The sequence below is a fragment of the Ignavibacteria bacterium genome (assembly GCA_041649015.1).
In the GTDB taxonomy this organism is placed as follows: Bacteria; Bacteroidota; Ignavibacteria; order Tepidaquicellales; family Tepidaquicellaceae; genus CAIKZJ01.
In genome coordinates, this window is record JBAZNU010000002.1 from 545,593 (window position 1) to 565,786 (window position 20,194).

A 20,194-nucleotide genomic window follows, 5' to 3' on the forward strand; every position below is an offset into this window, starting at 1 on the left:
TTAATCGCTCTGTTTTTTGCAAATAAATATAAACTGATACCCTAAAAGTCTCTTAAACAAAACTGTTTTAATGTTTAAAAGAAAATTTAAAACATAACCAACATTCCTTTTAAGCATATCAGGGAGTATCTCAATTACGGGTATTGGTGTAACCCTCTGTTCAACTATATCAAGTTTATGATTCCTTAAAATATTCTTTATAATCCTGTATGTGAATAAATGCAGGTGTGTCTTGTCAAGTATTCCTTTATCAGCCAGCGGAAGCCGCCCAATGAGCAGGTTCAGCCGCACATATATGTTTGCAAAATTCGGAAGAGAGATTACTACCCTGCCGTCTTTTTTAAGTAGATTTTTGGAATCATTAATGAGATTATTGTAATCTTGAAGATGCTCAAGAATATCCATAAAAAGGATATAGTCAAAACCATTCTCCTTTTCAAGCTCCCTGGGAAATCCTTTATTCAGGTCGTACTGATAAAACTTATTGAAGTTCTTCGTTGTATTTTCCGAAACGGGTATAAAATCAACACCAACTTTATAATTCTTTCCCGAAATATGTTCAGCGAACAACCCGTCACCGCAGCCAGCATCAAGTATTTTTTGATTGTCTTTCTTGTTTAAAATATCGAGTATAATTTTATGGCTCGAATATGGATAAAGTTTTAAAGGATAAGGAATATAATATTCAGAATACACATCAGATTTCTTCTTACCTTTAATAGTATTAATGTATTCCTTTGTTGTACTGAAGATATTACGTGCATACTTCATTCCGTTCACATAACATATTTCGTCTCCGTAGTAAGTTGGAATCGGTATTTCATCAATCTTTAAATTGTTATGATTTGCTTTTATGATTATCTGCGTATCAAAATGGAAATCATCAGTTGTGTTTTCAAGATTAAGTTTTTTAAGTCCTGAGATCGAATAAGCTCTGTAACCAGAGTGAAACTCAGTTAGGTTCATCTTAAGTTTTCTGTTCTGAAATGTAGATAGTATTTTATTGCCAATGTATTTATAAAACGGCATGCCGCCTTTTAATGCGCCTCCGTACTTAGTCATCATTCTTGAGCCGAGAACAACATCGGTATCGCCGTCAGTTATCGGAGAATACATATCCTGAAGTATTTCTGGAGCATACTGTCCGTCTCCGTGAAGCAGTACTACGACATCAAATTTTTTTTCCGCAAAGTATGAAAATCCTTTTTTCTGATTTCCGCCGTACCCAAGATTCTTATCATTCAGGTATAAATGGAGTTTCTCAAGTTTATTTAATTCCTTATATCCTATTGACACCATGTATGTATTATCCTTGCTGGCATCGTCGAAAACAGCTATCTCGTCAATCTCATCATAAACATTCTGCGGTATTCTATCAAGTACTTTATGTAAAGTTGTTGATGCATTGTAAGCTACAATCAGTATACCGATCTTTTTATTATTTCTCATGTCTATCCATTAATCTAAAGGAATCTATTTCTTTTCCTCTTCGCCAGACATTTTCAACTTCAAACTTTCTCTTTTCTGATTGACTGAAGGATCTCTTTGATCGAGTTCGTTTAAAAGATTGAGTGCTTTTTGATATTCACCCTTTGCTTCATAGATATCAAGCAATATTCTGTAAGGATTATAGAAGCTGGATGTATTCGGATTTGTACTCCTTTTATCTATCAGTGCACCTTCCTCAGCGATTTTCGCAAAATCATAAAATTTTTGTTTATTACCGATCATGTTGTATAACATTGCTACCTGATAACTTTGCCTGTAATCCATCTTAAATTTGGAAGTTGGTATTACATCTTCCATGCGTTTAAGTACTTTAGCAGCCTGATCTAAATTAGTGGAATCCATTCCGTAAGTATTTGCTAACCATACAAAAATTGTCCTGTACATTTCAATCATTCGTTGCTGAGTCTCATCAAAAAACAGGTTCTCATGGTTTAAACTTCTGAACAAAAATCCGTACTGAGGTGTCATACTTGGTACTGCTGGAGGTTCAAATATAGACTTATAGGTAATTTCTTTATTAACAGCAACGTCCATACCGTTTCCAACTTTGTATGGTAGTAATTTATGAGCCATACCTTCCAAAATCAGATAATCACCAAGACCTACAAAGTTTTCAGGTGACACTGTTGCCGAGAAATAAATCGGCCTTTTCCATTTATTAGCTTTTATAATATCAAGAAGCAATATATCATTAAATTTAATCCCGGTTATTGTTCTATTTCCAGATTTCTGCCGAATCGTTGCAGGAACTGTAAAGACAATCTTTTCGGGTTTTACTTGCATCGTATCCGGATATACTTCTGATGGTACATCAAGTACCTGAATCTTCTTTTCATCCCATTCTCTCGGCCGTATAAAATCCGGATTTGACAATTGTGCATCCGTAATTGTCATTGGTACGGTCAGAGAACCATAAGGTCTCTCATTCTTTAACTGAAGATTATACCAATCTGTTTGTGCTAATGACAGGTTAATAATTCTTATATCCTGCCTTACGCCGTAAGCAGCCTGTAGACACCATAAAGGGAAAGTATCGTTATCGCCGTTAGTTATAAGTATAGCATCCTTTTCGCAGCTTTGTAAAATATTATAAGCATAATCAAACGGGAAATAATTATCCTGTCTTGTCTGGTATGGGTAAGCAACTTTCAGCATATTGAGTGGAACAAATACAAAAGCTAATCCCATTACAACGGACGCTAAACCTATGCCGAGTTCCTTCTTACGCATCTCACTTAACAATTCGATAATTGCCACAATACCAAGTGATATCCATAATGAAAATGCAAAGAATGCACCAATGTAGAAATAATCACGTTCACGAGGCTGAGGGTCTTGCTGATTCTGATAAAGCGCTGTAACCACACCCATTAATAAGAACATCAACAGAAAAACCATTGCGAGCTTCCAGTCTCGCCGGAAATGATGGAAAACTCCTATTAATCCAAGAATAAATGGAATTGCAAATAATTTTGAAAAATCTACTCCGTCTCCTTGTTGATACCCTGACCTGCCTATATACTGCCAGAAGAGGTAACGATTAAACATTTCATTAATCTGATATTTCCACATAAAATCCATATCACTTGTATAATTCTGCCAGGTTCTCCAGTGCTGTGGTTCCTGTGAATATCTACGGGGCAATACAAGAGGCTGATCACCATATTGTTCACGGTTTAAATAGGAAAGCAATCTTTCCATATTATCAGGATTGTTCTCGTCAAGCGGAAGATCCTGAACTCCGGATCTCTGAAGGACTGTTATGTAAGTGGTATAACCCAAGACAATTAAGAACAATGAAGTAAACACTAAATTTAATGCTTTCGATTGTTTTTGGACCGAATATACTATACCGACAATTATTGCTAAAACTATAATTACAAATCCGACAACGGGTGAAGACTGAATCAATGCGGGCATTTTTTTAACAATTAGCGGGTAAACAAGGAAAAACGATAACATAGAAACACCTACCGCAATAAGAAAAGTTTTGAGTTTATATTCGAATCTTTTAAAATAAAACGCAATACCGAGTAAGAATAGAGTCTGAACTACAAGCAAATGAATACCAATAGACAATCCGACAACGTAAGAAAAGAATAGTATATATTTATCACTGCCCGGTTCATCAGCTTTTTCCCACCATAACATCATCAAGTAAATACACAATGCCATAAGAAAAGTACCGAATCCGTAAACTTCAGCTTCCATCGCATTGAACCAAAAGCTATCAGCAAATGCAAGTGACAGAGCTCCAATAGAAGATGGAACCGCTATAATTAAAATTTCATATAAATTCTTTGGAATACCTCTCCAGTTGATTATAACTTTCGTGCTTACTAAATACAGGAATAAAACAGTAAATGCACTCGATATCACAGATAGATAATTCATTCTCAAACCAACGTCCGTAGCAGTGGGAAGCATTGTGAAAATTTTTCCTACAAGAATGTGCAAAGGAGCACCCGGAGGGTGCGGAGTAGAAAGCGTAAAAGCACATGCAATAAACTCACCGCAATCCCAGAAAGATAATGTAGGCTGAACTGTAATAAAGTAAACTATCAGAGAAAATAAGAATACAAATGCGCCGGTTATTCGGTTAATCAGTTTGAAATTCATTTTTATGTATAAAATTTAATAAACCTAAAAAATTACACGATTTTTATACTATTTTCAAGTTACAAACCCAATAATCTTGCTGAATGCATAAGTATTTTTAGGTATAAAATGCGGTTCAAATTTCACGGATTAAATGAAATTCGAAAATCCAATTTCTAATATGTCATTCTAAATAAGAAAATAATTATCTAACTGTTATATCAAAAATTGAAACCTATTTTAATGTTCAGCAAAACAGAATTCATATTGCTCGCAATTGATGAAATTAAAGGATAATCCCTATTGAGCGGTAGAGGTACAAATCTGTAACCAAGCTCTGCGCCATATGTTACACTTTCTCCTCCTGAATATCCGAATGAAAACTGTGCATTACCCGTCCAGATAGAATTATACTCACTTCTTATGTTTAACATATTCGTCATAGTATTATCGGGATAGATATAATTTTCGTATTCTTCCCTAATAAACATTGGTCCCGCAGCAATTCCAAAAAACAATCCTTTTGCAAAATATGATTTACTTTTTGCGAAAGGAAATAGTTTTATTTTTGCGTTTAGAGGAAATGCGAACAAAAATGGAGGTGAAGGAACATAGTAATAATTAGTTGTTCCAGACTGGTAATAAAATCCTTTATCGCCCCCTGATTTTGAGTGAATAAAAGAAGGAGCGAATTCGATTGAAACTATGTCCGACAGTTTGTATCCTATATGAGGAGTTAATTCCGAATTGAAAGAACTTACCCTGAAATTAAATGCCGGATAAATTTCTCCTACGTCTGAATTGGTATAAATCATTACGGAATAACCAATCCCCGCATAAAATCCCGATTTCTGTTTACTAATATTTTGCGAATATGAATAAGAGAAAGATAAAACTAACAAAATAAATAGAGTTGTTGTTCTTTTCATATTGGTAATGTTAATTTTATAAAATATATCTGCTTAAATCTCTGTTTTTAACAATTTTATTGAGTTTCAAATTAACAAGATTTTCGTCAATTTCTATTATTTTCTTCTTATTTTTATCCGGAACATCATACAGAATATCTTCGAGAAGAATTGACAAAATCGTATGTAAGCGTCTCGCACCGATATTCTCAACCTGCTCGTTTACTTCTGCCGCTATTCTTGCTACTTCTCTAATAGATTCGATACTAAAATTTAATTTTACTTTTTCTGTTTCAAGCATAGCTTTATACTGCTTAGTAAGAGCATTTTCGGGCTGGGTCAATATTCTGAAAAAATCTTCCTCGTTCAAACTGTTCAGTTCAACGCGTATTGGAAATCTACCCTGTAATTCTGGAATCAGATCACTTGGTTTTGAAATATGAAATGCTCCTGATGCAATAAAAAGTATATGATCGGTCTTTACTGGACCGTACTTAGTAATTACAGTTGAACCTTCTACTATAGGTAACAAATCCCTTTGAACGCCTTCTCTTGATACATCCGCACCTGAAGTGTTTTTGTTAGTTCCTGCAATTTTATCAATTTCATCAATGAATATTATTCCTGTATTCTGGACCTTATCTATAGCTTCCTTAATTACGCTGTCCATATCGATGAGCTTTTGAGCTTCTTCCTGAGCAAGAACTTTTTTGGCCTCTGTAATACTGAGTTTACGTTTTCTTGATTTTTTTGGCATTATATTTCCGAACAAATCCTGCAGATTTAATCCCATTTCTTCGAGACCTATTGGTCCTAAAACCTGCATCATGGGCACGTTATCACTCGTTAGGTCAAGTTCAATTATTCTATCATTTAATTTTCCTTCTTTCAGCTGTTTTCTAAACTTCTCCCTTGTTTTTGAATTAAGTTCTTCATCGTTATTACTTTCTGCTTCAGCTGCACCAGGCAACCTGTCATTTTTTTCAAATTTCTTTTTTACTTGAGGAAGTATAATATCAAGAATTCTTTCAAGTGCATTTTCTTCTGCTTTTTCCTGAACCTCATTCTTTTTATCTGTCTTTACTATATTTACTGATAAATCTGTGAGTTCTCGAATCATTGATTCCACATCACGACCGACATATCCAACCTCAGTAAACTTTGAAGCTTCAACTTTTAGGAATGGTGCATTTGCAAGTTTTGATATCCTTCGAGCGATTTCAGTCTTACCAACACCCGTTGGACCGATCATAATGATGTTATTAGGCATAATTTCATCCTTCATATCTGAGACAACCTGCTGACGTCTCCATCTGTTTCTAAGAGCTATTGCAACTGACTTTTTTGCATTGTCCTGTCCTATTATGTATTTGTTCAGTTCATCAACAATTTGTGACGGTGTTAACTGATTTATCGATACGCTGATTATTTGTCTTTGCTTAACCGATTTTTCTGTATTTTCTTTATTCGATATTTCCAATTTTATTAATCCTTATTTTCTAATTGCAGAATTGTTATCTTATTGTTAGTATAAATGCACACATCTGCGGCCTGTCTTAATGCTTCTTCAACAATTTCCTTACCGGTCATTTTTGTGTATTTAACCATTATTCGTGCGGCAACGTAAGCATATTGACCTCCTGAACCTATTGCAACAATGCCATCGTCAGGCTCTATTACGTCGCCAGTTCCCGAAATAATTAGTGTTTTATCTTTCCCCACAACAGCGAGCAATGCATCAAGTTTTCTCAAGTACTTGTCTGATCTCCATTCTTTCGCGAGTTCTGTTGCTGCTCTCAGCAGGTTTCCTTTGTATTGTTCAAGCTTTGACTCAAACCTTTCAAACAAAGTAAAAGCGTCGGATGTCGCACCAGCAAATCCAACAAGTATTGAATCGTTAAAAATTTTTCTTACTTTTTTAGCTGTGTGTTTTAAAACAGTATTTCCCATTGTGACCTGACCGTCACTTCCTATTACTGCGACTCCGTCGCGAATAAGCCCAATAACAGTTGTCGATTTAATATTTTTCCCTGTCATAATTTTATTTTGTAATCTGCCTTCTTAATCTTGCAACAGGAATGCGTAATGCTTCTCTGTATTTTGCTGCTGTTCTTCTGGCAATTTTATAACCAAATTTAGTCAATTGTTCAACAAGGTCGTCGTCTGTAAATGGTTTTGCCGAATCTTCCTCACTTATAATCTCAGCAATTTTAACCTTGACTTCTTTTGTTGAAATATCATCTCCTGATTCATTTGTTATATGATAACTAAAAAAATGCTTCAGCTCAAATATTCCGAAGTCAGTCTGAACATACTTACCTCTTACAGTTCTGCTGACTGTTGAGATATCCATCATTATATCCTCAGCAATTTCTTTTTCAAGCATAGGTCTTAAATTCTTCCCCATATTATCAAAAAAATCTTTCTGTCTATGAAGTATAGCATACATCACCTTTAAGAGCGTCTCTTTTCTCGAACGCAGAGATTCAAGGAACCATTTTGCCCTTTCTAAATTATTCTTTACAAATTCTTTTGCTTCCTTATCGCTTGTTTTCATGATATGACTATACATATCATTTAGTCGTAATGAAGGTATTGATTTATCGTTTAATTCAACAACATACTCATTGTCCTTAAAAGTCACAGTAACATCGGGATAGATGTAAATATTTTCACTTGTTTCGTAAACGTAGCCGGGTTTGGGATTCAAATGAGAAATCGTCTTGAATATTTCATTAACTTCTTCAGTCGTAAGACTGTATTCCTTCATGAGTTTTTCATAGTTTTTTAACCTGAACTCATCAAAGTGATTTACAAGAATATCTTTACACTTTTTCTTCAATATCCCATCTATCTCGCTATCATTGAGCTGTGTAATCAGACATTCTTCCAGGTTTCTCGAAGCAATACCTAAGGGCTCAAAAGACTGTATGAGTTTCAGTACTTTTTGCAGTTCATCCTGAGTAAAAGTTTCATCCTCATACGGTGTGCCAATTTTCTGTTTATCAAGATCAGCAATAACATCTTCCAAATCATCCCTGAAATAACCTTCATCATCTATTGACCAAATTATTTCCTCACCTATGAATGCCTCTTTTTCTGATATTTCTGATAGATGTAATTGAGAAAGCAGATTATCTTTAAGTGTAACCCGAGTTGACCACATGTTTTCATAATTAGCCTTTTCCTCACCTTCGATCGATACGTCGGTCTTATATCCTTCGTACTCTGAATTTACATAATCATCAGTGTCAAATTCTTCGTCTTCTTTTTTGACGGGTTCAAGTACTTCCTCTGACTCAACTAATGATTCTTCCGGATTTAATTCAGATTCGTCTTCCTGCTGCTCTTCAAGCATTTCGTTAACTTCCTCAAGAAATGGATTAATTTCCATTTCAAGCTTAACCATCTGTTCCAAAGCAATTGTCGGTATTGCCAGCAGATTTTGTTTTTGGATAATCTGAGGCATTAATCTCTGAAGCTGCTTCTGATGTTGTGATTGTTTAAACATTATTTAATCAATTTTTATTTTTTCTCTTATTATTTTCTTTATAAAATTCTTCACCATACTCCCTTATAATAGCATCTTTAATAAATTCATATATGGTAATATTTTTCTCGCTGCCCAATTCAAGTGCGTCTTCACAAAAATACGATTTTTCGTAACGTAATTCGTTATAATTATTTCCACCTACCCTGATCGGAAAAAGTTCACAAGATATAGGTTTTTTGAATTTTATTTCTCCGTTATTAAATGCTTTCTGAAAGCTGCATTTTGCTATATCACCTTCATAATAAGAAAAAACACAGTCATTTTCATTAACTGTGTTCATCCAGTACTTTCCATTGTAATAAACATAGCATCCTTCATTATTAATTATTTTTACATTCTTTTTATCAAGGTATTTTTTAGCTGTGTCACTTGATTTCATTATAATCTCAAGCTCACTGTTTTTGAGTGGTGCTCCAAGCGTTCCTTTTACAGTACAACACGCACCCTTACATTTTTTAAGGTCGCAAAAAAACTTTGTTGAATATATTCTCTCATCAATAAACATATAACTTGAATTGTAATTTAATTTATATTTCTTCAGTAAAAAATAAAGTTTTAACTTGAATCAAGATCATCTTTGCTTTAAAAAGTATTTTCCGGGAAGCTGTGAAATAAGACCTTTGAATTCCATAGTTAAAAGATTTACCAGACAATCAGATATATTTAGTTCAGTCAATTCGCAAATTTTATCAATACTAATTGGTTCAGTATCGTTCAGTGCATTATAAATCTTCTGCTCAAAGACATTCATTTCTTTCTGTTCGGTTTCAGGAATTTTATTTGATTTAGTATTTACCAAATCTGATATCTGTATATTAAACTCTGAAATTATATCATCAACACCGGAAACAAGTTTAGCATATCCCTTCTTTATTAGATTATTACATCCTTCCGAATTTTTTGCATTAATATTCCCGGGAATTGCAAAAAGTTCACGGTTTTGGTCAAGAGCAAATTCTGCTGTAATTAATGATCCGCCTTTGATTCTCGACTCAACTATAAGTGTCCCGAGTGATATACCACTAACAACCCTATTTCGTCTCGGAAAGTTTACCTTTTCAGCTTTAGACCCAATATCAAATTCTGAAATAACTGCTCCGGTTTCCTTAATTCTTTCATAAAGGTGTTTATTATCCGGAGGATAGAGATTATCAACTCCGCTCCCGAGTACTGCGTATGTTATTCCTCTCGATTCAAGACATGAATTATGAGCAATAGAATCAATACCTATTGCGAGACCGCTTATTACCGGAAGCCCTCTGTTTGCAAGTTCTTTTGATAACTCTCTGCAGACTTTGCGTCCATAGTCACTTGGTGTTCTTGTACCGACAATGCTGATTGAATACCTGTCACTTTCTCCCAAATTACCATAATAATATAAAATTACTGGAGCATCGTAAATGTTCTTAAGATTCTGAGGATAATTCTCATCAAATATTGTCGCTACTTTTATATTACTTTTTTCAAGTCTTTCTAAAAGTTTCAAATAAGATTCCTCAAATTCGTAAGACTTATTTATTGCACATTCCACTTCTCTTAATGTCTTTTCGGAAATACCGTCAATACTCTTTAGAGTTTGTAAATCTGAAGAAATTAGATTTCCAAGATTATTGTATTTTTCCGCAATTCTCCTTATTCTAACATCTCCAAGACTCGCTATGCTTTTTAGGAAATAAAATAGTTTTAAGTTTTCTGATTTTGAATTTTGCATATTTTTATTTCTTTAATTTCGGATCCAGTGAATCCCTTAATCCGTCACCGATTAAATTAACGGCGAAAACACTCAGCATAATTGCTAAAGAAGGATACAATACCAGACCAAAGTTAGTACCGGTTATTAAATACTTATATCCGTCAAATATCATTTGTCCCCAGCTTGCTGTAGGTGGTTGAACACCAAGCCCCAGAAAACTTAGACTTGCTTCAAAAATAATTGCATTTGCAAGTCCAACTGTTGAGGTTACAATAACAGGAGAAAGGGAATTTGGTAATATGTGTTTAAATATTATTATTCTTCTTCCGTAACCGATTGATTTTGCAGCTTCAACGTATTCACTTTCTTTTAGAGTAATGAACTGACCTCTGACTATACGCGCGATTTCAACCCAGCTTGTTAATCCAATAGCGACAAAAGCCTGCCAATAACCCTTTCCGAGAACTACTGATATTGAAATTACGAGCAGTATTGACGGAAAAGACCATACTACATTTATTAACCACATAATTACTTTATCGGATATTCCTCTGAAATATCCTGCAAGAGAACCCAATAATATACCGATAATAATTGCTATGCTCTGCGAAATTAATCCAACTGTCAAACTGATACGCGTTCCATAAATTAAACGACTGAGTATGTCTCTCCCAAATTTATCTGTACCAAGTAGGTAATGTACTTTATGTACTATATTTTTCCCCACTCCCTCGAAATTTTGGGTTGATTCTGTTTTTTGGTTGTCAAGAAAATCGGTGTATGTTATTTCGTTGTTGTCAATGCTAATAACTTGTTTCACTGGAATTATTACATTGCTTTCCTTTTTTCTGAGAACTTCACTCTTAAAGAAAGCAGGTTTTGAAGTAAATTCCAGAACCTGTTCATCGGGATTGTGTGGTGTTATTGTATTAGCAAAAACGGCAACAAATATTAAAAACGAAACAAAAAGAAACGAAATGAATGCAAGCCTGTGCCTTTTAAACCTTATAAATGAATAGTACCAGAGATTATTTTTATTAATATCGATCATCTGATTTTTACTTTGGGATCAAGAAATGCATAAAGAATATCTACAGTTAAATTAATAATTACAAATACTACAGCACTGAATAATATTGTACCCTGTATCATCGGAAAGTCCAGTTTTAATATGGAATCCATCGCAAGAGATCCTATCCCTGGCCAATTAAAAATATATTCAATGAAAAATACCCCTCCTAGAGTAGCTGCCAACGAAGAGCTCAAAGTAGTTATCACAGGATTAAGAGCATTTCTTAAAGCATGTTTAATAATGACACTGTATTCACTTAAACCCTTTGAACGCGCCGTTCTAACGTAGTCTTTATTTAGCTCATCAAGCATTGAAGTGCGTGTAATTCTTGAAGTTATCGCAAGCGGTCTAAGTGCAAGAGCTATTGCAGGAAGTACTATATAAACCCAGCCGTTAGTTATATATCCTGAAATCGGAAATACTCTTAATTCTGCTCCGAAAACATATATCAGTATTAATGCAAGTACAAACTGTGGAATAGATATTCCTAACAGAGAAAATAAAATAAAGAAATAATCCTTAAAAGAATAAGGCTTTATCGATGATACAACACCTATCGTGATTCCTATGATTGATGAAATAATTATAGCAACAAATGATAGCAACGCTGTCGCGGGAATTTTTTCAAGAATGGTGTCAGAAACATTACGATTGGTCAGATAAGATTTTCCAAGATCTCCCTGTATCGACCTTGATATAAACTTTATGTACTGAACATAAAATGGTTTATCAATTCCCAATTCTGCTCTTACAGTCCTGACACTTTCCTCATCTGCTCTTTGCCCCAGTATAAGTTTTGCAGGGTCTCCGGGAAGCAAATAAGTTAGTATGAAAGAAACTGATAGTACTCCTAATATAGTCAGGAATGAATTAATAATATTTCTAAAAATATATTTTATCATCTCAAAACAAAAAAGTCTCAAACCCATTAAAGAATTTGAGACTTTTACAAACTTGAACTTCTTTACTTATTCTGAAATAACTCTTTTAGCTTTCAGATAAGTTCTTGCGTAGAAGTCTGAATTCAACGATGCTACAATAACGCCGGTTTTTGAACCCGAATGGGCAAAGTATCCATCGCTTAAATAAATACCTACATGAGATACTCTTCCTTTATTCATTGTGTCGAAAAATATCAAATCACCAAATTTCAATTCTTCTTTTTCGACTGACTCGCCTACGTTTGACTGCTCATAAGATGTTCTGGGTAACATAATTCCAAGAGCCTGATACATTACGTTTTGAACAAAGCCTGAACAATCAAAACCTCTTTTAGAAGTTCCACCCCAAACGTACGGGATGTTAAGATATTCAATTACTTTTGACATTACCTCATCGCTGATCATTTCTGATTCTTTAATCGATGATGGTGTGTAACCGATAAGAGAACTTGATAATGATTCGAGACTATTCTTCGAGATCGAAGTCTTTTTAATCAAGGTACTGGTGGCTACTAATTCATTAGAATTTTTGTAAACATTGGTACCTTTAATCCCTGAAGTTAATTCCGAACCGTTATCAGAGAGCTCTCTTACACCGGAACAACCCGTTATCATCATTAATCCTAATAGAACCAATGATAAAAACAGTACATTTCGGTTTTTGAGCATTTAATACTCCCTTTTTAATTAACTATTTTAAAGAACATTGTTGTAAATTAATAGAATTAAATGAATTATTCAAGTACTTATTTAAGAAATCTGTAAATTTATTTCTGATGCCTTAATCAGCAATACTTTCATTTTTTAGATTATTCATATGATTAAATACTCCGTTAAATGATATTCTTTACTTTAAATTCTTTTATTTCCTCTTCTGAATAATCTAATTCTTTCAATATTTCTATTGTATGCTGCGATAGCGTCGGCGGAGGTGTATCAACGTTGCCGTCTGTCTTATCAAACTTCGCGGTAAGGTTAAAAACCTTTATCTTACCGACTTCCGGTGTATCTATCTCAGCAATGGCACTTCTGTGCTGTGCCTGAGGCTGTGTTAGTGCTTCGTAAAGACTAAGAATTTCACCGGAAGGAATTCCCTTTGCGTTCAATGCCTCAGCCCAATAACTCGTTTCCTTTTCTTTAAGTTTAGCTTCAATAAGCGGTGTTAGAAGTTTACGGTTTGCTTTTCTTGTATCACGCTCTTTGAACCTTGTATCTTCTTTAAGCTCTGGAACACCAACCACATCGCATAAATCTTCCCATTGCTCCTGCTTGTTTGCGGCAATGTTTATGTATCCGTCCTTTGTTACAAATGTTCCCGATGGAGCTGCTGTGAAGTTGTCATTGCCCATCAGTACGGGGTGCTTTCCGCCAATCAGCAAGTTAGCAGCTACCCAGCCCATATAAGGCATTATTGAATCAAGCATCGCTACATCAATAAACTGTCCATTTCCGGTTTTCTCTTTGTAATAAAGTGCAGTCATTATCGCAAATGCAGCGTTGATGCCGCCTACCGTATCGCATACAGGAAATCCTGCACGTAATGGGTTCAGTGTCTCGTCGCCGTTTATCGCCATAACTCCGCTAAGACCCTGTATAATCTGGTCATAAGCGGGTTTGAATGCATCAGGTCCTGTTTGTCCGAAACCCGAAATCGCACAATATATAATTCCGGGATTAATTGCACTCAGTGTTTCATAATCAAGCCCAAGTCTTTTCATAACACCAGGTCTGAAGTTTTCAACAACAATATCTGCCGTCTTAACTAATTTTTTAAAAATCTCTTTTGCCTTTTCATCTTTCAAATTCAGAGTGATTGATTTTTTGTTTGAATTCTGTGCCAGAAAACTTGTTCCCATATTCTTCTTGTTGAATTCAGGAACGTTACCAAGCTTCCTTGCAAGGTCTCCCGAGCCCGGAGTTTCAATCTTTATGACCTCAGCTCCGCATAGTGCCAAATGCAGCGTAGCAAAAGGTCCTGCCAGCACATTCGTTAAATCAAGTACTCTTATTCCTTTAAGTGATTTTGCTTTTTCCATTATGATAAAATTTTATTTTTCTAATATACCAACTTTCAATATCTTTCCCGGCAATTCTCTACCAAAAAATGCTTCTGCTTCTTTTGCAATCGATATTACTTTATAAAGGTCAACCTCTTTACATATTCCAAATTTATTAAACATGTTTACCATATCTTCAGTGCATACATTTCCGCTCGCTTTTGCCGTAAAAGGACAACCACCCAGTCCTGCAAAAGCTGATTCAAAATATCTTACACCGTTCTTGTATGCTGTATAACAATTGGCTAATCCCATGCCATAAGTATCATGAAAATGTACTGATAGATTTACCTCCGGATTAATTTTATAAATCTCAGATATCATTTTTTCAACTTGTTCAGGATTTGCATGTCCTGCTGTATCAGCAAGACTTATAATAGTTATGCCGTTTTCAAAATACTTTTCAATTATACCTAATACCCTCTCTAACTTTATTTCACCCTCAAAACCGCAGCCAAATGCTGACTGCACCGATACCTGAACTTTCTTACTTGACGCAATTGCATTCTTTGCCATAGCAATAATTCTTTGCAAAGCTTCATCCGTTGTCATTCCTGTATTCTTTTTGCTGTGAGTCTCGCTCGCTGATACTCCCATGCAAAACATTTCAACACCGACTCCCATTCCCCTTTCTAGTCCTTTTTCATTTAATACAAGACCAGATAAAATCGTGTCCGATGTTTTATTTACAGGATTAGAAAAGTATTTGAATAGTTCATCTGTATCAGCCATTGTTGGTACTTTTACAGGATGGACGAAAGAACCAATCTGAATTATATCAATTCCGGTCTGCATTAACTCTTTTATCCATTTTATCTTTGTCTCTGTCGGAACGGCTATCTGCTCTACCTGCAGTCCGTCTCTCATTCCAACTTCGTGAATGTAAATTTTATCCATGATTAATTATGAATTCAATTTTTAACAAGCAATAATATTTGATTTGATGATAAAATCCCACATAATTTGTGTGGGATTAATATTGAAATAAAATATGAAAAATAAAAATTATTTAATCTTATCTGCAATAGCCTGTGCCATCTCAATCGTTGTGTTTGAACCGCCCATGTCATATGTTTTAACCTTTCCTTCTTTAATAACTTCTGCTGTTGCTTTTTCAATCTTATCTCCCAATTCTTTTTCACCAAGCCAGTCAAGCATCATCTTTGCAGAAAGAATAGTTGCAATAGGATTAACCTTGTAAAGCCCTGCGTACTTTGGCGCTGAACCGTGTGTAGGTTCAAATACCGCTAATTTTTCACCCATGTTTCCCGAGCAGCCAAACCCAAGACCGCCGACCATTTGAGCACATAAATCTGATATTATATCTCCAAAAAGATTTGGAGCAACAAGAACATCGTAATTATGCGGATTCTTTAACAGCCACATAGTAATCGCATCAATGTTTGCATCATCCATCGCGATTTCAGGAAAATCTTTTCTAACTTCTTTTGCCATATCAAGAAAAAGCCCGTCTGTTGCCCTTACTACGTTTGATTTATGAACAACAGTAACCTTCTTTCTGTTAAATTTCTTTGCAAATTCAAAAGCCGCTCTGATAATTCTTTCCGAGCTTTTCTTTGTATTAATCTTGCATGAAATAGCAAACTGGTCTGGAGCCAAATCCTTAAACGGAGCAAAGGGTTTTGATATTTTAGTCAGCAATTGCGAAAGCTCTGCAGGTACTGGATTAAACTCGACCCCTGAATACATCCCTTCTGTGTTCTCACGAAATACAACCAGATCGATATTATCTTTATAGTTAAGAGGATTTCCGTCGTAACCTTTACAAGGTCTTAGACAAGTGTACAAATCAAACATCTGTCTCATCCTCACTATTGGTGAACGATAAACAAGTCCCTTATTCTGAAGTTCGGGTACTAATTCTGACGCAGCTGCTTTAACAGGCTTTGAAGTAATTGCTCCAAACAGTGCAGCATCAACATTCTTTAATAGCTCAATTGTTCTTTCGGGGAACGCATCACCTTCTTTGCACCAAAATTCCCACCCGATGTCACCGTGTATGTATTCCGCAGCAAATCCTGTCTTTTCTAATACTATTTTTGAAGCTTCAAGAACTTCAACACCTATGCCATCACCTGGCAGATAAGCAATTTTGTATTTTGCCATTTATCGCTCCTATTAAATTTTAAGTAAATGAGGAAATACAAAAATATCTAATATAAATCAGGAACTCAATGATATAAATTATCCTCTTTACGCATATTTATTATAATATGTTGAGAGAGTACTTTGTATAGAAACGGATGATATTTATTCCGCTAAACTGAACATCAAATGAACAAATCGTTTAAAAATGTATTTAAAGTGTAACCAAAATCCTCCAAACCCGAAATACCACTTTTTTATGTATGCCTGCGATATGCCTGCGATATGACTGCGATATGCCTGCGATATGCTTACGATATTCAATTATCATGCTATATTACTGAATTAACAGTGTTTCTCTACTCGTGAGCTTATAAGAAGTTATAATTGCATACAATTTAATTCAAGAAATTTTTTTGCCAATTTTTTAGATAGTATGCTCACTTTATAATTTTTCAGCTCCAAATACATTTATTCACAATTTTCTAAAATCAGGTAAAATGTCAGCATTAGTGATAGGAGTTTCGTCTTAGAACCGTGTCAGAAGCGTTCAAGATACGTGTAAAGAGCGGGTAATTAGCGGGAAATGAGCGGGAAATCTATATGAAAATAGCGGGAAATGAGCGGGAAAAGAACGGGAGCTATATCAAATTACTATTTTCTACCAATAATTAATAATAAATTAATCTTAATTCATCCATTTAACTCTGTTCACATCGCTTGGAATTTCTACATCAAAATTTAAATCTTGTTGATTTGTCAAATATGTTTCATTCACAATTTTCATATACTCTTTTGTAAGAGGTTTTTCAATCTCAACTTTTCTCGCAAAATATCCATTCGAAACAGTAACAAAATTACTGTAAATTATCTTCAGATACTCTTTTTTATTAGTGTTTATATAAGCATATTGCTCAACGTATTTTTTATCTGTATTAATCCAGTACTTGATAAATTTGTTATTTTTTCCTTTCAATGTAATAACAATTTTGCCACTGTCCTCTGACATCAATAAAGTATCGTAATCCGAATATAATATTCTTCCGGTTCCCGACATTACATTCATCAGGTCATCGAAAGTACATTTTATCCTCGCTATTGCACCGATATTATTATCGGTTGTCGGACCCTCAATAACCTTATCGTTAAGATTATCAAAATAAATAAAATTATACCTGTTAACGTTTGCTATCACGGCATCCTTGCTAATGAAAGCAAAGCTGCCCGATATTTTGAACCATAAACTGTCATTCTTTTTAACTCTAATATTAATATTACCCGTTTGATTAAGAGATGAAGCTTTTATCTTAACGATATTTTCAGTAGATATAAGATTAATTTTATCGTAATTAAAATTCACTACTCTTATTAAGTCAATCGCTTTAAGTCTTTCCGGTGAGTTAAGAAAAATCTCATTGTTCTTTTCAAATAAGCCAAGCGTATCCTGCTTTTCCTTCAAGGAATCAATTTCTAAACCATTTTCCTGTGAATATACAAAAGAATAGTTACAGTAAACTGATATCAGAAGTAATATTTGTATTATTATTCTCAATGCTAAGGTGTATATTTAGTATCAATTTATTTAATTTAACACGAAAAGGAAACTCATTTAAAGCTATAAACATTGTCATTAGGATTATACATTCATATTCCATTTTGCCGCAGACGATGCAGTTATTGTGACTTCTATCTGACTACAAATATGAATTTAATAAATTCATTTGTAAATTCTGCCATAAAAGAGATTAAATTGTATTCCATACAATTCCATGATGATAAAGTAGATACGATTTATTTCGGGGGAGGTACTCCAAGTTCTTTAAAAACAGAATTTCTATCAGATATTCTTTCAGCGATATTTAATAATTTTAATGTTTCTAAAAATCCTGAAATAACGATTGAATGCAATCCTGAGGATGTAATAGAAGATAAACAAAAATTTCAAATTATTGCTAAGACCGGTATAAACAGAATAAGCTTAGGGATTCAATCATTCATTGATTCAGAACTACTCTATCTTACAAGACATCACAATGCAAACGATGCGAATAATTCAATCAAGATATTACAGGATATTTTTCCTAATTTAAGTATAGACTTAATCTATGCTATGCATAATCAAAGTGCTGAAAATGTTGAGTATAATATAAGAAATATATCACGTCACGATATAAAGCATGTCTCTGCATATACTTTGATTCTCGAGAAAGGAACCTTGATGCACAAACAAATGGAAAAAACAGATCTGATAAAACAAACCAACAAGAATTCCGAGCAATATTACTTTGTAATTTCTAATTTACTTGAAAGTATGGGATATAGACATTATGAAGTATCAAATTATTCATTACCTGGTTTTGAATCCAGACACAATCTTAAATACTGGAATTTTGAAAACTATCTCGGACTCGGACCGTCGGCTCATTCTTTTATCGGTAATAAAAGATTCTCTAATGTAAGTAATCTAAAGTTATATAATAATTTTATTGAAAATAATAAACTTCCCGTTGAGAACGATATATTATTGAACAAAATACAATTACGTAATGATTACTTCATTTCTGTTTTTAGGAGCGGAGGAGTTGAATTTAGTAAATATAAAAGACTTTTTAATGAAGATTTTTTATTAAAGTACCGGAAAAATACTGAAGAATTATTGAATTTAAGATTGGCGAACGTATCGGAAACGCATTTTTATTTAACACAGAAAGGATTTGCTCTTGCTGATGAAATTACACTAAAATTCGTAGACTATTTATAATCAAAATCCGTTAACCATATGTTTATAAATGTATTTTTCACCAACTTTTAGAATACTGAAAATATCAAATCTAATTTCATGATTCTTGAATTCCCTATTTAGTTTCACAAAAACTGACGCTGCTGTTCGAATATTAACCTGTTTCTTTGAATCGATTGCATCTTCGGGTTGTCCGTAATCTGTAGATGTTCTGGTTTTTACTTCTACGAAAACAATTTCTTTTGATGCTTTATCCTCAAAAACCAGGTCAATTTCAAGCTTTTTAAAAGTAAAATTACTCGCAATAAATTTTAGACCCTTCTTAATAAGTTCTTCTTTCGCCAGTTGTTCACCCTTTTTTCCAAAATCTTTACGATACATATTAAGCAAGCATTATATTCTTAAGAAAACTTTTTCTATGAATCGGACATAATCCGTGTTTCTTTATGGCGTTTATATGTTTGTCAGTTCCGTAACCTTTATTCGAACAAAATCCATAAACTGGATACATTGTATCATAATTTTTCATTATTCTATCTCTTGTAACTTTTGCAATAATTGAAGCACAAGAAATTTCATAAAATTTATCATCCCCTTTAATTATAGTTTCATAATTAATACATTTATGATAATCATTTCTAAGCTTTAAGTAATTTCCGTCAATAATAAATTTATCGGGCTTTAAAATCAGATTTCTTATACATTCTTCTATCCCAAGCATCGTCGATTGAAGTATGTTCAAGTCATCAATAGTTTTGTTATCGATAATGCTTATTTTATACTCAATAGCATCCGCAATTATTTTTTCAAAGAGAAAATTCCGTTTTCTTTCCGATATTCTCTTTGAATCCTTCACACCTTCAATCTTTTTAAACGAAGATATTATAACTGCAGCAACTACAACTGGACCTGCCAGTGGTCCTCTGCCCGCCTCATCAATTCCGCAAAATAACATAAAAATTTTATAATATTATAAAAATAGCTATTAAATGTAAAATAAAAACTGAATATAAATTT

At 33.9% G+C, this 20,194-nt stretch carries 18 protein-coding genes; 1 reads left to right on the forward strand and 17 read right to left on the reverse strand.

Features of this window, described 5'->3' with window-relative positions; genetic code table 11:
* The 15 genes from WC644_05560 to WC644_05630 form a co-directional block, all read right to left on the reverse strand.
* Positions 1-1,449: a bifunctional glycosyltransferase/class I SAM-dependent methyltransferase gene (locus WC644_05560; protein MFA5011403.1), complete on the reverse strand. Its 1,449-nt coding sequence runs from the start codon at positions 1,447-1,449 to the stop codon at positions 1-3.
* Positions 1,450-1,473: 24 nt separating this feature from the next.
* A complete protein-coding gene (locus tag WC644_05565; GenBank protein ID MFA5011404.1) occupies positions 1,474-4,128 on the reverse strand; it encodes a DUF2723 domain-containing protein in 2,655 nt (884 codons plus the stop codon).
* A gap of 200 nt (positions 4,129-4,328) precedes the next feature.
* On the reverse strand, positions 4,329-5,036 hold the full coding sequence (locus tag WC644_05570; GenBank protein MFA5011405.1) for a hypothetical protein: 708 nt from the start codon (positions 5,034-5,036) through the stop codon (positions 4,329-4,331).
* Between the two features lie 16 nt (positions 5,037-5,052).
* Positions 5,053-6,441, reverse strand: coding sequence for an ATP-dependent protease ATPase subunit HslU (gene hslU, locus WC644_05575; protein ID MFA5011406.1), 1,389 nt, complete (start codon positions 6,439-6,441; stop codon positions 5,053-5,055).
* A 59-nt stretch (positions 6,442-6,500) separates the two neighbouring features.
* A complete protein-coding gene (gene hslV, locus WC644_05580) occupies positions 6,501-7,052 on the reverse strand; it encodes an ATP-dependent protease subunit HslV (protein ID MFA5011407.1) in 552 nt (183 codons plus the stop codon).
* A gap of 4 nt (positions 7,053-7,056) precedes the next feature.
* Entirely contained in the window at positions 7,057-8,526 is a 1,470-nt protein-coding gene (gene rpoN, locus WC644_05585) for an RNA polymerase factor sigma-54 (GenBank protein MFA5011408.1), read from the reverse strand.
* 7 nt (positions 8,527-8,533) lie between these two features.
* Positions 8,534-9,073 (reverse strand): DUF3109 family protein, encoded by a 540-nt coding sequence (locus WC644_05590; protein ID MFA5011409.1) that lies wholly within the window; start codon positions 9,071-9,073, stop codon positions 8,534-8,536.
* 66 nt (positions 9,074-9,139) lie between these two features.
* The gene (dprA, locus tag WC644_05595; protein ID MFA5011410.1) at positions 9,140-10,279 is read right to left on the reverse strand and encodes a DNA-processing protein DprA; all 1,140 of its coding nucleotides are present in this window, start codon (positions 10,277-10,279) and stop codon (positions 9,140-9,142) included.
* A gap of 4 nt (positions 10,280-10,283) precedes the next feature.
* Positions 10,284-11,312 (reverse strand): ABC transporter permease, encoded by a 1,029-nt coding sequence (locus tag WC644_05600; GenBank protein MFA5011411.1) that lies wholly within the window; start codon positions 11,310-11,312, stop codon positions 10,284-10,286.
* Entirely contained in the window at positions 11,309-12,235 is a 927-nt protein-coding gene (locus WC644_05605; protein MFA5011412.1) for an ABC transporter permease, read from the reverse strand. Before WC644_05605 ends, WC644_05600 begins: the two co-directional genes overlap by 4 nt.
* A 66-nt stretch (positions 12,236-12,301) precedes the next feature.
* Positions 12,302-12,943 (reverse strand): C40 family peptidase, encoded by a 642-nt coding sequence (locus WC644_05610; GenBank protein ID MFA5011413.1) that lies wholly within the window; start codon positions 12,941-12,943, stop codon positions 12,302-12,304.
* Between the two features lie 164 nt (positions 12,944-13,107).
* Positions 13,108-14,310: a CaiB/BaiF CoA-transferase family protein gene (locus WC644_05615; GenBank protein ID MFA5011414.1), complete on the reverse strand. Its 1,203-nt coding sequence runs from the start codon at positions 14,308-14,310 to the stop codon at positions 13,108-13,110.
* 12 nt (positions 14,311-14,322) lie between these two features.
* Positions 14,323-15,228 (reverse strand): hydroxymethylglutaryl-CoA lyase, encoded by a 906-nt coding sequence (locus WC644_05620; GenBank protein ID MFA5011415.1) that lies wholly within the window; start codon positions 15,226-15,228, stop codon positions 14,323-14,325.
* A 108-nt stretch (positions 15,229-15,336) separates the two neighbouring features.
* Positions 15,337-16,458 (reverse strand): isocitrate/isopropylmalate dehydrogenase family protein, encoded by a 1,122-nt coding sequence (locus WC644_05625; protein MFA5011416.1) that lies wholly within the window; start codon positions 16,456-16,458, stop codon positions 15,337-15,339.
* Positions 16,459-17,125: 667 nt separating this feature from the next.
* Positions 17,126-17,989, reverse strand: a complete 864-nt coding sequence (locus tag WC644_05630) for a DUF4292 domain-containing protein (GenBank protein ID MFA5011417.1) — start codon at positions 17,987-17,989, stop codon at positions 17,126-17,128.
* A gap of 72 nt (positions 17,990-18,061) precedes the next feature.
* On the opposite strand from WC644_05630, the gene hemW reads away from it, so the two are divergent.
* Positions 18,062-19,198 (forward strand): radical SAM family heme chaperone HemW, encoded by a 1,137-nt coding sequence (hemW, locus tag WC644_05635; protein ID MFA5011418.1) that lies wholly within the window; start codon positions 18,062-18,064, stop codon positions 19,196-19,198.
* Here hemW and WC644_05640 read toward each other — a convergent pair whose 3' ends face one another.
* Both WC644_05640 and WC644_05645 read right to left on the reverse strand, forming a co-directional pair.
* On the reverse strand, positions 19,199-19,558 hold the full coding sequence (locus WC644_05640; protein MFA5011419.1) for a YraN family protein: 360 nt from the start codon (positions 19,556-19,558) through the stop codon (positions 19,199-19,201).
* A 1-nt stretch (position 19,559) separates the two neighbouring features.
* Entirely contained in the window at positions 19,560-20,132 is a 573-nt protein-coding gene (locus WC644_05645; GenBank protein MFA5011420.1) for a ribonuclease HII, read from the reverse strand.
* Positions 20,133-20,194 lie beyond the last annotated feature (62 nt).

Coding starts and splice junctions, on each gene's coding strand:
- dprA (MFA5011410.1), bottom strand. CDS start 10,279: ATGCAAAATTCAAAATCAGAAAACTTAAAACTATTTTATTTCCTAAAA.
- WC644_05610 (MFA5011413.1), bottom strand. CDS start 12,943: ATGCTCAAAAACCGAAATGTACTGTTTTTATCATTGGTTCTATTAGGA.
- WC644_05625 (MFA5011416.1), bottom strand. CDS start 16,458: ATGGCAAAATACAAAATTGCTTATCTGCCAGGTGATGGCATAGGTGTT.
- rpoN (MFA5011408.1), bottom strand. CDS start 8,526: ATGTTTAAACAATCACAACATCAGAAGCAGCTTCAGAGATTAATGCCT.
- WC644_05605 (MFA5011412.1), bottom strand. CDS start 12,235: ATGATAAAATATATTTTTAGAAATATTATTAATTCATTCCTGACTATA.
- WC644_05615 (MFA5011414.1), bottom strand. CDS start 14,310: ATGGAAAAAGCAAAATCACTTAAAGGAATAAGAGTACTTGATTTAACG.
- WC644_05570 (MFA5011405.1), bottom strand. CDS start 5,036: ATGAAAAGAACAACAACTCTATTTATTTTGTTAGTTTTATCTTTCTCT.
- WC644_05600 (MFA5011411.1), bottom strand. CDS start 11,312: ATGATCGATATTAATAAAAATAATCTCTGGTACTATTCATTTATAAGG.
- WC644_05560 (MFA5011403.1), bottom strand. CDS start 1,449: ATGAGAAATAATAAAAAGATCGGTATACTGATTGTAGCTTACAATGCA.
- WC644_05620 (MFA5011415.1), bottom strand. CDS start 15,228: ATGGATAAAATTTACATTCACGAAGTTGGAATGAGAGACGGACTGCAG.
- WC644_05565 (MFA5011404.1), bottom strand. CDS start 4,128: ATGAATTTCAAACTGATTAACCGAATAACCGGCGCATTTGTATTCTTA.
- WC644_05645 (MFA5011420.1), bottom strand. CDS start 20,132: ATGTTATTTTGCGGAATTGATGAGGCGGGCAGAGGACCACTGGCAGGT.
- WC644_05590 (MFA5011409.1), bottom strand. CDS start 9,073: ATGTTTATTGATGAGAGAATATATTCAACAAAGTTTTTTTGCGACCTT.
- hslV (MFA5011407.1), bottom strand. CDS start 7,052: ATGACAGGGAAAAATATTAAATCGACAACTGTTATTGGGCTTATTCGC.
- WC644_05640 (MFA5011419.1), bottom strand. CDS start 19,558: ATGTATCGTAAAGATTTTGGAAAAAAGGGTGAACAACTGGCGAAAGAA.